Raw genomic sequence first — 12,378 nt, 5'->3', positions numbered from 1 at the left:
CCGGTTTCAGGGCGGCAACCGTCCGTTTTAGCACTTTCGTCGCTAACATTGGCTGGGTAGGTTGGCGAGGCAATGTTCGGGGGGACAGATGAGCAGCACCGTGACGCCAATGATGGCGCAATACCTAGAGATCAAAGCCGACCATGCGGACGCCTTGCTGTTCTATCGCATGGGCGATTTTTATGAGCTGTTCTTCGACGATGCGGTCAAGGCGGCAGAGGCCTTGGACATTGCGCTGACGAAACGTGGGAAGCATCTGGGCGAAGATATTGCCATGTGCGGCGTGCCGTTTCATGCCGCCGAAGGGTATTTGCTGACGTTGATCCGCAAAGGGCATCGCGTGGCGGTGTGTGAGCAGTTGGAAACACCGGCTGAGGCGAAGAAGCGCGGATATAAGGCGGTGGTGAAACGGGGCGTCACGCGGGTGGTGACGCCGGGCACGTTGACCGAGGATTCATTGCTGGACGCGCGACGTCACAACTTTCTGGCGGCCTTTGCGGATGTGCGCGGGGACGGGGCGTTGGCCTGGGTTGATATTTCGACGGGGGCGTTTTCAGTTCTGGCGTGTGATGCAGCGGGATTGGGGCCCGAATTGGCCCGGCTGTCCCCGAAAGAAGTGTTGCTGGCCGACAGTGTAGAGGCAGATTTTGGCACGATTGTCGAAGACAGCGGCGCTGCTTTGACGGTATTGGGGAACGCGGCATTTGACAGCACAAATGGCGAAAAACGCCTGAACAGTGTCTATTCTGTCAAATCTCTCGACGGATTTGGCGCGTTTTCGCGGGCTGAGATTGCGGCGATGTCTGCCGTGGTTGAATATCTGGACATTACCCAAAAGGGCAAATTACCCCTGCTGCGTCCGCCGGTTCGGGAAGCGCGCGACGCGGCGATGCAGATTGATGCCGCGACACGGAAATCGTTGGAATTGACACATGGCATGGCAGGTGGGCGCGCCGGATCGCTGTTGTCGGTGATCGACAAGACGCTGACGTCTGGTGGGGCGCGCTTGTTGGAACGGCGGTTGGCGTCACCGTCACGGGATTTGGATCTGATCGGGGCGCGGCATGATGCGGTGGCCTGGTGTCTGGATCGAGGCGATGTGGCCGCGTTATTGGAAGATCGGTTGCGTGAGGTGCCTGATCTGGACCGTGCGTTGTCGCGGCTGTCTCTGGATCGGGGCGGGCCACGCGACATGGCGGCGATCCGAGGCGCGATTGCGCAGGCCGAGGCGATTGCCGATGCTTTGCCTGACGACATGCCAGAGGTTCTGGCACAGTCGGCCCGCGATTTGGTGGGGCAGGGCGAAGTGTTGGATCTGCTGGATGCGGCATTGGTGGCCGAGCCGCCATTGCTGGCACGAGATGGCGGGTTTGTGGCGTCTGGGTATGACGCCGAGTTGGATGAATTTCGGTCGCTGCGCGATGAAGGCCGATCGGTGATCGCGCAGATGCAGCAACGGTATTCTGAGGACACTGAAATTGCCGCGTTGAAAATCAAGCACAACAACGTGCTGGGCTATTTCATCGAGGTGACGGCGACCCATTCGGCTAAAATGCTGGCCGCGCCCTTGTCTGAAACGTTCATTCACCGTCAGACAACAGCCAATCAGGTGCGGTTCACCACCGTTGAGCTGTCCGAACTGGAAACGCGCATTTTGAATGCGGGTGGGCAGTGTCTGGAGATTGAGAAACGTCTCTATTCCAGCCTGAGAGATGCGATTTTGGCGCAAGCGCCACAGTTGTTTACGCTGGCGCGGGCGTTGGCGGAATTTGATCTGAGCGCCGGTTTGGCCCGTTTGGCGCGGGAAGAAAGCTGGGTTCGGCCAGTGATGACATCGGGGCGAGAGTTTGTGATCACAGACGGGCGGCATCCGGTGGTTGAGGCGTCGTTGAAACCGTCGGGCACACCGTTTGTAGCGAATGATTGTGACCTGACGGGTGAATCCATCTGGTTGCTGACCGGGCCGAACATGGCCGGTAAGTCGACGTATTTGCGGCAGAACGCCCTGATCGCGGTGTTGGCGCAGATGGGGGCGTTTGTGCCTGCATCGGCGGCTGAAATCGGGGTGGTCAGCCAGATTTTCAGTCGCGTTGGCGCGTCAGATGATCTGAGCAAGGGGCAATCCACATTCATGGTGGAAATGGTCGAAACAGCGGCGATTTTGAATCAAGCGGATGATCGGGCCTTGGTGATCTTGGATGAAATCGGGCGGGGCACGGCGACCTATGACGGGTTGTCGATTGCCTGGGCGACGCTGGAACATCTGCACGATGTAAACCGGTGCCGCGCGCTGTTTGCGACCCATTACCATGAGATGACGCAGCTTTCGGACAAGTTGGATGCGGTGGCCAATGCGACGGTGAGCGTGAAGGAATGGGAAGGCGATGTGATTTTCCTGCATGAAGTGAAACGCGGCACGGCGGATCGGTCTTACGGGGTGCAGGTGGCGCGGTTGGCCGGATTGCCCAGCGCCGTCGTGGACCGCGCGAAGGTGGTGTTGGAAGCGTTGGAGAAGGGCGAGCGGGAAGGGCAGCAAAAGGCCGTTATCGATGATTTGCCGTTGTTTAGTGCCACACCAGCGCCCGCCCCAGCAAAAACCGCGCCGTCCGAGGTGGAGGCGCGGTTGAAGGATGTCTTGCCCGATGATCTGTCGCCGAAAGAGGCGTTGGATCTGATTTATGAGCTACGCGGGCTGATCAAGACTTCGGCGTAGAGGACACGCCGACCTGCGCGGGACGCAACAGACGATCGTGCAACATGAAGCCGGTTGCGGAAACCTGAATAATGTCACCTTTGGTGGTGCCGGGCACGGGGGCCTCAAACATCGCTTCGTGATGCTGAGGATCAAAGGCGTCGCCAACCTCAGGCTTAATAGGCTGGATACCGTGCTTTTTGAAAACTTCGACGAGGGCGCGCATGGTGAGTTCGACGCCTTCAAGCAAGGCCTTGTCGCCTTCTTTGCCGTCTTCCTTCGCGTTGGACAGCGCACGTTCGAGGTTGTCATAAACAGGCAGCAAGTCACGGGCGAGACGGGAACCGCCGTAATTTTCAGCCTCACGCCGGTCACGGTCGGCGCGTTTGCGGGTGTTTTCAGCATCCGCAAGGGCACGCATGTAAGCGTCTTTCAATTCAGCGATTTCGGCCTGCAGATCGACGATGTCCTCATTCACCTCTTCGTTGGCGAGGTCGTCGAGTGTCATTTCATCTTCGGGGCCGCTGTTCACGTCCGCCATGATGTCGTCCAGAAATTCGTTGTCTTTGTCAGCCATGACCTAACCTTCTTATCCGCGATCGGAGATTAGTTTTCCGACCAGTTGCGCGGTGTAATCCACGATGGGCACGATGCGCCCGTAGTTCAGACGCGTGGGCCCGATGACCCCGACTGCGCCCACAATCTTTCGATCAGCGTTCATATATGGGGAAACCACCAAAGAGGAACCCGAAAGTGAGAAAAGTTTGTTTTCAGAGCCAATGAAAATGCGCACGCCGTCGCCGGCCTCTGTCAGATCAAGAAATTCGGCGATGTCACGCTTGCGTTCAAGATCATCGAAGAGCGTGCGGATGCGGGCGAGGTCTGCCTGATCATCCTCGGTCAGCAGATTTCCGCGGCCCCGCACGATCAGCCGTTCGGTTGATTCGCCTTTGTTTTCCCAGATTGCGGCACCGGAGGAGACGAGTTCTGCGGCAAGCGTATCAATCTCTTGCCGTCGGGTTTTCATTTCCCGTTCGATCGCCTTGCCCAATTCAGACAGGGTGCGACCGGCAGCGAGGGCATTGATGAAATTCGCGGCCTCACGCATGGACGACGGGGTTTGCCCCGGGGGTGGGGTGAAGACGCGGTTTTCCACATGACCATCGGCGAAGACCAGAACAACCAACGCGCGGTCGGCGGCCAGGCTGACAAATTCGATGTGTTTTATTTCGGCTTCGTGCTTGGGCGCGAGGACAAGGCTGGCGCCCTGGGTGACGCCGGAGAGGGCGGAGCCGACACGATCCAGCAGTGTTGCAACATCATCGCTGTTGCCGCCCATGGTTTGATCAATCTTGGCGCGGTCCGAGCCGTCAAGATCGCCAACCTCAAGCAAACCATCGACGAACATTCGCAGGCCTTGTTGTGTGGGGATGCGACCGGCGCTGACGTGTGGACTGTCCAGCAGGCCGAGAAATTCGAGGTCTTGCATCACATTGCGGATGGTGGCGGCACTGACCTGTTCGGACAAGGTGCGCGTCAGCGTGCGCGACCCCACCGGCGCGCCGGTTTCGAGGTAGCCTTCGACAACACGGCGAAACACCTCACGCGAGCGGGCGTTCATATCATCGAGGCTGGGCGTTTGATCGGTCATGGCGCTGTCCCCTTGGGCGAAGGCATTTATGAACGAGCGATGCGAAAGGTCAATCGGGGTTGGAATTGAAGGGCAGGGCGCGTATCCGGTGGGAAACCATGAAAGGATACACCATGCGCCCCTCTGGACGTCAGATAGATGAAATGCGGCCAATTTCAATCGAAGTCGGGGTGACCCGCCATGCGGAGGGATCATGTCTGATCAAATGTGGCGACACCCATGTGTTGTGCACAGCAACGATTGATGAACGGGTGCCGCCGTTTCTGAAGAATTCCGGCCTTGGGTGGGTGACAGCGGAATACGGCATGTTGCCCCGTGCGACGAACACGCGGATGCGGCGGGAGGCCAAGAACGGGCAAAGCGGGCGGACGCAGGAAATTCAGCGCCTGATCGGGCGGTCCTTGCGGGCCGGAGTGGACCGTGTGGCATTAGGCGAGCGCCAGATCGTCGTGGATTGCGATGTGATCCAGGCCGATGGTGGCACGCGGTGCGCGTCGATCACCGGCGGTTGGGTTGCGTTGAAGCTGGCTGTGCAAAAGCTGATGAAAGCGGGCGATGTGATCAGCGACCCGTTGGTGGATCCGGTCGCCGCCGTGTCGTGTGGTGTCTATGCGGGCCAATCAGTTTTGGATTTGGATTATCCGGAGGATTCAGAGGCGGGTGTTGACGGCAATTTTGTGATGACAGGATCGAAGTTGATTGAGATCCAGATGTCGGCAGAGGGATCGACGTTCACCCGCGACCAGATGAATGCGATGATGGATTTGGCAGACAAAGGCATCGCGGACTTGTCTGCCGCGCAGCTGGCGGCCGTATCCTGATGCGAAAGTTTGACGGGGATCATCTGCTGATTGCCACGCACAATCGTGGCAAGTTGGAGGAAATTGCGGATTTGCTGTCTCCTTTCGGGGTGAAGGTCTCTTCGAACGCAGATCACGGCCTGCCTGAGCCAGAGGAAACGGAAACGACGTTTACCGGAAACGCACGGATCAAGGCGCATGCTGCTGTGAAGGCGACGGGGCTTCCTGCGTTGTCAGATGACAGCGGAATCACCGTGGACGGTTTGGGCGGTGCGCCAGGTGTCTACACGGCGGATTGGGCGGAAACGCCAGATGGTCGTGATTTCGATATGGCGATGACGCGCACGTGGTCCGAGTTGGAGGCCGTCGATGCGCCCTATCCCCGCGGCGCGCAATTTCGGTGTTGTTTGGTTTTGGCCTGGCCCGATGGGCATGACGAGGTGTTCGAGGGTGTGATGCCCGGCCAAGTGGTTTGGCCCATGCGAGGCGACCAAGGCCACGGATATGACCCGATTTTCCAACCAGACGGCTATGATGTCACCTTTGGGGAAATGGACCGTTGGGAGAAAAACAAGATCAGCCATCGGGCGGATGCGTTCAAGAAGCTGATTGAGGGTTGTTTTGCCTGAAGGCTTTGGCATCTATCTTCATTGGCCCTTTTGTCAGGCTAAATGTCCCTACTGCGATTTCAATTCCCACGTTGTGGGGTCTGTCGATGATGACGTCTGGGCGGAAGCGTTCGAGGCGGAGTTGGACCGCATCGCTGAGCTGACGGATGACCGATTATTGAATTCGGTTTTCTTTGGGGGCGGCACGCCAAGTCTTATGGCGGTGTCAACGGTAGAGCGGATCATGGAGAAGATTCGCGCGCGGTGGCGTTTGGCGAATGATCTTGAAGTCACGCTTGAGGCAAACCCCACGTCCATCGAGGCAGACCGGTTTGCCGGATATCATGCAGCGGGTGTTAATCGTGTTTCTGTCGGTGTTCAGGCGTTGAACGATCCTGATCTAAAGAAACTCGGGCGATTGCATTCTGCTGAGGACGCTTTGCGTGCCGTGGATGTAGCGCGATCAACCTTTGATCGGGTGAGTTTCGATCTGATCTATGCCCGTCAGGATCAGAGCATTGAGGCCTGGGACGCAGAGTTGCGGCAAGCGCTGTCGTACGATCCTGATCATCTGTCCTTGTATCAGTTGACCATTGAAGACGGGACCGCGTTCGGAGATCGGTTTAAGCGCGGCACCCTGCGCGGTTTGCCGGATGAAGATTTGGCTGCGGACATGTGGGATGTGACCCAATCATTGTGTTCTGAGGCCGGTTTGCCGGCCTATGAAGTGTCTAACCATGCCAAATCTGGCCAAGAAAGCCGCCATAACCTGATCTATTGGTCGTCAGGCGACTGGGCCGGAATTGGACCCGGGGCGCATGGGCGTTTGACTTTGGATGGAACGCGTTTTGCGACAGTGGGTGCAAAAGCACCGGCTGCTTGGTTGGAACGTGTGAAAACGCAAGGTCATGGAGATGTCGAGAACACGCCACTGACTTCGACAGATTGTCTTGAAGAACAGGTGATGATGGGTTTGCGGCTGGTTGATGGAATTACGCTTCCGCCGTCTTGGATCAACAGTAAATTGAATGAAATCAGATATTTAGATGATCTTGGCCTCATTCATCTGGAGAATGAAACGCTTCGCGTCTCAGCGGCGGGGCGCCCTGTCCTTAATTCTATTCTGGACCGTCTTCTGGCGCGCTAGCCCCCAGACAGGAGCCGCAGAAGATCATCAAGCTGTTCCAAGTCACGGTAATGAAGCACCAGTTGCCCATTTTCGCGTCCCGCTGCGTGATTGACACTGACTTTCATGCCCAACTGTGCGGCAAGTTCATTTTCGACTTGAACTGTATCCGCATCTTTCGCCTTTGGTGCGGGCTGGCTGGCTTTCTGCTTTGATGATTTTCCGGCCTTCGCGAGCTTTTCGGCATCCCGAACCGACAAGCCTTTTTTGACGATTTCCGCCGCAAGAGTGTCTGCATCAGGGTGTCCCACCAACGTCCGCGCATGCCCGGAGGATAACCGACCATCGGCCAAGAGGGTTTGAACTGAATCCGGCAAGGTCAGGAGCCTGACGGAGTTTGCGATATGGCTTCGGCTTTTGCCAAGGGCCTTTCCCATTTCTTCCTGGGTTCGACCAAATTTTTCCATCAGCTGCTTATACCCCGCAGCCTCATCGATGGCATTCAGATCTGACCGTTGGATGTTCTCGATAATGGCGACTTCGAGAACTTCGACATCGTCGAACTCTCTGACGATGACGGGGACTTCGTGGAGCTGTGCCTTTTGCGATGCACGCCAGCGTCGTTCGCCTGCGACGATTTCATATGCGCCCTTTGGGCCATCTTTGCGACGGACGATCAGCGGTTGAATCACGCCCTTTTCAGCGATCGAGGCGGTTAGATCCTCCATTGCTTGATCATCAAAGGTTCGGCGCGGTTGATCAGGGTTTGGGTAGATCTGATCTATGGCAATAAAACGTTCTGCAGACGTTGGGGCGGATGATGGATCCGGATCGTTCGGTGCAACGTCTGACATGAGGGCAGAGAGACCGCGGCCCAACCCGCGGTTGTTGCGTTTAGAGCTGCTCATCCTGACCTCCGATTTTGAGTGGGCGTTCGTTCCATGATTTCTTTGGCGAGACTGACATAGGCGAGCGACCCTTTGGATGTCGGATCATAGTCGATCGCGGATAATGCAAAAGAGGGAGCCTCGCTCAACCTGACGTTTCTTGGAATGACGGTTTGAAACACCATGTCCCCAAGGTTCTGGCGCGCGTCCTCTTCAACCTGCTGAGACAGGTTGTTCCGCTTGTCGTACATTGTCAGAACGACGCCTTCGATCCGTAATTTTGCATTCGCAGTTTGGCGAACCTCGCGTACGGTGAGCATCAGCTGAGACAACCCTTCGAGTGCAAAAAACTCACTTTGCAACGGCACAATGACTGCATCTGCGGCAATCATCGCGTTGACCGTCAAAATATTGAGGGAAGGTGGGCAATCGATCAAGATATAGTCGAGGTCGAGGCGATCGATATCAGGCTGATGAATAGCGTCATGCAGCATATAACTTCGTTTTTCATTCGCCATAAGGTTCATGTCAGCAGAGCTTAAGTCGGTTGTCGCAGGAATGATTGTCAAACCTTCAATCGTTGTCTTTTGTGCGATCTCACTCGGCGTGGCGTCTCCTGAAAGGAGGTCATAGGTCGTCAATGAACGGTCGTTGGGATCTATGCCCAAGCCGGTTGACGCGTTGCCTTGGGGATCGAGATCAATCAGGAGAACACGCTGGCCTTGTTTTGCCAAAGCGGCCCCCAAATTAATGGTTGTGGTGGTCTTTCCCACGCCGCCTTTCTGGTTCGCAATTGCATAGATTTTTGGGTTGGTCGTACGACTAAGATTCACGGGGCTTCAATCCTGCAATTTCAAGAATTCCGGCTGCTGGATGAGTCTTACTTGGATGAACTGTAAGTTCAAAGCGCCAATTTTCTTGGGCCACCTCAATCTCATCGCGGTGCGTCTCTCCCTTTAAAAATAACGCTTTTCCATCAGCCTTCAGCAGATGAGGCACAAATTGAAGCAGTTGATCTAGGGGGGCCAATGCGCGTGCTGACAAAATGTCTGCCGCGCTGCCACGAAAGTGTTCAATTCTGAGGTTTTGAACATCAACGTTCAGGTTAAGCTCTCTCTTGACTGTTCGGAGAAAGGAACATTTTCGGGTATCACTTTCGACAAGCGTAATTGGACGATGTTGCTCATCCAAAATCGCGATAACCAGACCAGGGAGACCTCCTCCGCTTCCAATGTCGATCCAGGTCTCCCAATTTGAATCAGCGAAGCTCATGATTTGGGCGCTGTCCTCAATATGACGGGACCATACGTCATTTAGTGAAACGGGGGCGACTAGATTAATCGACTTGTTCCATTTGGCCAGCAGTCGGACGTATTCTTCTAACTTCTCTTTTGTTTCACGTGAAACATCCAAATTGTGCGCTGACATCACGAGGCTTTCTTGGGCGTCGCGCCCCGACGCAGATCAGCCAGAATAAGCATCAAGGCCGCAGGGGTTACGCCATCCACTCGGCCGGCCTGTGCGATATTGTCAGGTTTCGCCACCGTTAATTTTGACTTAAGCTCATTGGAGAGACCCGTGATACGGTTGTAGTCAAAGTCTCTCGGAATTTGCTTCTCAGCATCCTTTTTCAGGGCGTCCACATCATTTGCCTGCCGCGCGATGTAATTTGCGTAGAGTGCGTCCCTTTCGAGTTGCACGCCAATTGGCGACTCGATGCGACCTACCTCATCATTTAGTTCAGCAAGTTGACTGATCGTCGTTCCAGCAATCGAAAGAGCATCATAGAGCGTCCGTTGTGGACCATCTTTACCCACCTTGACCCCAATTTCATGCAACTGTCGAGATGATGCCGAATGCGACATAAGCAATGACCGACCTGCCGTCAAAGCGTCAGCTTTCTGCTTAAACAGCGTCCAACGATCTTCACTCACACATCCCCAATGCCAACCCGCCTCTGTTAGTCTTTGGTCTGCATTATCTGCGCGCAGCGAAAGTCGGAATTCTGCGCGCGACGTGAACATCCGATAGGGCTCCGTTACACCCCTGACGGTCAAATCATCAATCATCACACCGATGTAGGACGTCGAACGATCAAAAATGATCGGATCTTTTCCTTGAGACGCAGCAGCTGCATTCAGACCCGCAACCAAGCCCTGGGCAGCAGCCTCTTCATATCCTGTTGTACCGTTGATCTGCCCCGCCAGATATAGCCCAGCCAAAGCTTTAACCTCCAAGGACATGCTTAGATTTCTAGGATCCACAAAATCATATTCGATTGCATAACCTGGCTGGAGGATTTTAGCGTGTTCCAAGCCAACCATGGAGTGAACATAATCATGCTGAACATCGATCGGCAAAGACGTCGATATCCCGTTTGGATAAACAGTATGATCGTCAAGTCCCTCAGGTTCCAGGAAGACTTGATGTGAGTCTTTGTCGCCAAACCGGACGATCTTGTCTTCGATTGACGGACAGTACCTTGGACCGACCCCATCGATATGACCGCCATACATGGCAGACTTCTCCAAATTTTCGGCAATAATTCTGTGAGTTTTCGGGTTTGTGTGCGTAATCCCGCAAGAGATTTGACGCACAATCGGGCCAGAGTGCAAAAATGAAAACACCTCAGGATCGTCGTCCGCGTCTTGCGATGCCAAAATTGACCAATTGATCGTCCGGCCATCAAGACGAGGCGGCGTACCTGTTTTCAACCGACCCAATTGAACATCCAAATTGTCCAATCTCTGGGCCAATGCAATCGACGGATCATTGCCCATTCGACCACCAGGCGATGACTTATCACCGATGTGAATGACCCCCCGCAGAAACGTTCCTGACGTCAGGATCACAGAAGACGCTTTGATCTGCGATCCATCCTTCAAAACAACCCCTCTGCAGGCGCCTCTATCGATCATTAGGTCGACAACTTCGCCTTCCAGAATTGTTAGATTTTCGTTAGAGCAAACCAAGTCTTGAATTGCCTTACGGTACAATTTTCGATCGGCTTGTGTCCGAGGTCCCTGTACCGCCGGGCCCTTCTTTCTGTTGAGTAACCGAAATTGGATGCCGGCATGATCAGCCGCAACACCCATAACACCATCTAGCGCGTCAATTTCGCGGACGAGGTGTCCTTTTCCCAACCCTCCGATTGCCGGGTTGCAAGACATAACGCCGATATCGTTTTTCTTTAGCGTCACTAAGGCAACCGTAGCCCCCATACGCGCGGCAGCACATGCTGCTTCGCAACCTGCATGCCCACCACCCACAACAACAACGTCCATCTCATGTTTCACGTGAAACAATCCTCATTTACCGATGCAAAAACTTGAGAAAATTTCGTCTAACAGATTCTCGACATCAATGCGACCAATCAAAGAATCAAGACGTCGAATGGCCTGACGCAAATCCTCCGAAATCAAATCTACAGGCAGGTTATCATCCTCAAGTGATGCAACGGTACGACGCAACATTGCATGGGACGCCTGAAGCGCCACTTTATGCCTCTGACGGGTCGCTACCCCCGCATGCGCCATCTGGCCAGCCAAGTGGGATATGATCTTATCTAAAAGCTCATCTATCCCTTCACCAGTGACCGACGATACAGAAAGGGCGCCACCTTTAGTCCCATGATCAGATTTTGACTGGACAAAAAGATCCAAGCCTTCAGTCTGTTGGACTGCATCAAACTCTCCACTGGGGGACAGATGGACACGTATGTCCGCCAGAGAAGCACGTTTTTGGCCGCGTTCAATCCCCATTTCTTCCAAAGTATCTGCACCAGTGCGAAGGCCCGCTGTATCCAGAATAGTGACCGGCAACCCATTGAGGTCCAATTTTACCTCAATGACATCACGGGTTGTCCCTGCAATGTCTGACGTCATAGCGGCATCACGACCCGCTAATTTGTTCAGCAGTGTGGATTTCCCTGCATTTGGTGGCCCCACCAACGCAACTTCAAATCCATCGCGAATTCGCTCTCGTATGGATACACCATCAGCTTCTTTTTGGATTTCCACTAAGACGGAGTTCAAAAGCTGGCTGACCTCTGGGTAGACGTCGACCGGTACGTCCTCGTCCACAAAATCAATTGTCGCCTCAAGCAAAGCCGCTGCGCGGATCAATTTGGTTCGCCAACCGTCAACCAGACCCCCAAGATCACCCTGAAACACCCTCAATGCCTGACGTCTCTGGCCTTCTGTTTCGGCATCAATGAGATCTGCGAGGCCTTCAACCTGGGCAAGGTCAAGGGTACCACTTTCCATCGCTCGGCGGGTAAATTCCCCTGGCTCCGCCATCCTTAATCCGTACGCCTGAAGTTCTCCCAAAACCGCAGACACGATTGCTGGCGATCCATGAGTCTGAAACTCAACAACTTGTTCGCCGGTAAAACTCCGACCCGGCGCGAAACTTAAGGAAAAAGCTTCATCAATGAGGGTACCATCTTGCGCAACCAAGCGCGTTAACTTGCGATCGTGATCCGATAAATGCGCACCCATTTTAGCCGCAACCATCAGTGCGTCTGGACCAGAAACACGGATGACCGAAACACCCGCCTTTCCCGTCGCCGTCGCCAAAGCGAAAATAGTATCCATACCATCAACCCATTGTATT

General features: G+C 54.8%; 11 protein-coding genes. 4 read left to right on the top strand and 7 right to left on the bottom strand.

The genetic code is table 11. The annotated features are described in order from the left end of the window. The first annotated feature begins 88 nt into the window (after positions 1-88). Entirely contained in the window at positions 89-2,713 is a 2,625-nt protein-coding gene (gene mutS / locus PSJ8397_RS07965) for a DNA mismatch repair protein MutS (protein WP_085864050.1), read from the top strand. On the opposite strand, the gene PSJ8397_RS07960 is transcribed toward mutS, so the two are convergent. Beyond that, positions 2,697-3,269, bottom strand: a complete 573-nt coding sequence (locus PSJ8397_RS07960; protein ID WP_085864049.1) for a nucleotide exchange factor GrpE — start codon at positions 3,267-3,269, stop codon at positions 2,697-2,699. The two genes, mutS and PSJ8397_RS07960, sit on opposite strands and share 17 nt — an antisense overlap. Before the next feature lie 12 nt (positions 3,270-3,281). Continuing rightward, the gene (hrcA, locus tag PSJ8397_RS07955) at positions 3,282-4,343 is read right to left on the bottom strand and encodes a heat-inducible transcriptional repressor HrcA (RefSeq protein ID WP_085864048.1); all 1,062 of its coding nucleotides are present in this window, start codon (positions 4,341-4,343) and stop codon (positions 3,282-3,284) included. Between the two features lie 113 nt (positions 4,344-4,456). Here hrcA and rph point away from each other — a divergent pair, with 113 nt between their 5' ends. From rph to hemW, 3 genes are read left to right on the top strand one after another with little or no spacing between them, the layout of a single operon-like run. Beyond that, positions 4,457-5,164, top strand: coding sequence for a ribonuclease PH (rph, locus tag PSJ8397_RS07950; RefSeq protein WP_085864047.1), 708 nt, complete (start codon positions 4,457-4,459; stop codon positions 5,162-5,164). Beyond that, positions 5,164-5,772, top strand: a complete 609-nt coding sequence (gene rdgB, locus PSJ8397_RS07945) for an RdgB/HAM1 family non-canonical purine NTP pyrophosphatase (protein WP_085864046.1) — start codon at positions 5,164-5,166, stop codon at positions 5,770-5,772. The genes rph and rdgB overlap by 1 nt, the downstream gene beginning before the upstream one ends. Continuing rightward, positions 5,765-6,898, top strand: a complete 1,134-nt coding sequence (hemW, locus tag PSJ8397_RS07940) for a radical SAM family heme chaperone HemW (protein WP_085864045.1) — start codon at positions 5,765-5,767, stop codon at positions 6,896-6,898. Before rdgB ends, hemW begins: the two co-directional genes overlap by 8 nt. On the opposite strand, the gene PSJ8397_RS07935 is transcribed toward hemW, so the two are convergent. The 5 genes from PSJ8397_RS07935 to mnmE are packed head-to-tail and all read right to left on the bottom strand — an operon-like array spanning position 6,895 to position 12,359. Further along, positions 6,895-7,785 carry a ParB/RepB/Spo0J family partition protein gene (locus PSJ8397_RS07935; RefSeq protein WP_085864044.1) on the bottom strand — a complete coding sequence of 297 codons (891 nt, stop codon included), beginning with the start codon at positions 7,783-7,785 and terminating at the stop codon, positions 6,895-6,897. The two genes, hemW and PSJ8397_RS07935, sit on opposite strands and share 4 nt — an antisense overlap. Next, the gene (locus PSJ8397_RS07930) at positions 7,782-8,597 is read right to left on the bottom strand and encodes a ParA family protein (RefSeq protein ID WP_085864043.1); all 816 of its coding nucleotides are present in this window, start codon (positions 8,595-8,597) and stop codon (positions 7,782-7,784) included. The genes PSJ8397_RS07935 and PSJ8397_RS07930 overlap by 4 nt, the downstream gene beginning before the upstream one ends. Next, entirely contained in the window at positions 8,587-9,192 is a 606-nt protein-coding gene (gene rsmG, locus PSJ8397_RS07925; RefSeq protein ID WP_085864042.1) for a 16S rRNA (guanine(527)-N(7))-methyltransferase RsmG, read from the bottom strand. Before rsmG ends, PSJ8397_RS07930 begins: the two co-directional genes overlap by 11 nt. Beyond that, positions 9,192-11,069 (bottom strand): tRNA uridine-5-carboxymethylaminomethyl(34) synthesis enzyme MnmG, encoded by a 1,878-nt coding sequence (gene mnmG, locus PSJ8397_RS07920; protein ID WP_085864041.1) that lies wholly within the window; start codon positions 11,067-11,069, stop codon positions 9,192-9,194. The genes rsmG and mnmG overlap by 1 nt, the downstream gene beginning before the upstream one ends. 3 nt (positions 11,070-11,072) lie before the next feature. Then, positions 11,073-12,359 (bottom strand): tRNA uridine-5-carboxymethylaminomethyl(34) synthesis GTPase MnmE, encoded by a 1,287-nt coding sequence (gene mnmE, locus PSJ8397_RS07915; protein ID WP_085864040.1) that lies wholly within the window; start codon positions 12,357-12,359, stop codon positions 11,073-11,075. Positions 12,360-12,378 lie beyond the last annotated feature (19 nt).

This window comes from Pseudooctadecabacter jejudonensis (assembly GCF_900172275.1).
Taxonomy (GTDB): domain Bacteria; phylum Pseudomonadota; class Alphaproteobacteria; order Rhodobacterales; family Rhodobacteraceae; genus Octadecabacter; species Octadecabacter jejudonensis.
This window is presented reverse-complemented; position numbering and strand designations above follow the sequence as displayed.

What these genes read in the sequence shown, in the direction of transcription:
- PSJ8397_RS07960 (WP_085864049.1), bottom strand. Translation starts at nt 3,269, where the DNA reads ATGGCTGACAAAGACAACGAATTTCTGGACGACATCATGGCGGACGTG.
- mutS (WP_085864050.1), top strand. Translation starts at nt 89, where the DNA reads ATGAGCAGCACCGTGACGCCAATGATGGCGCAATACCTAGAGATCAAA.
- rph (WP_085864047.1), top strand. Translation starts at nt 4,457, where the DNA reads ATGCGCCCCTCTGGACGTCAGATAGATGAAATGCGGCCAATTTCAATC.
- hrcA (WP_085864048.1), bottom strand. Translation starts at nt 4,343, where the DNA reads ATGACCGATCAAACGCCCAGCCTCGATGATATGAACGCCCGCTCGCGT.
- rdgB (WP_085864046.1), top strand. Translation starts at nt 5,164, where the DNA reads ATGCGAAAGTTTGACGGGGATCATCTGCTGATTGCCACGCACAATCGT.
- mnmE (WP_085864040.1), bottom strand. Translation starts at nt 12,359, where the DNA reads ATGGATACTATTTTCGCTTTGGCGACGGCGACGGGAAAGGCGGGTGTT.
- PSJ8397_RS07935 (WP_085864044.1), bottom strand. Translation starts at nt 7,785, where the DNA reads ATGAGCAGCTCTAAACGCAACAACCGCGGGTTGGGCCGCGGTCTCTCT.
- rsmG (WP_085864042.1), bottom strand. Translation starts at nt 9,192, where the DNA reads ATGTCAGCGCACAATTTGGATGTTTCACGTGAAACAAAAGAGAAGTTA.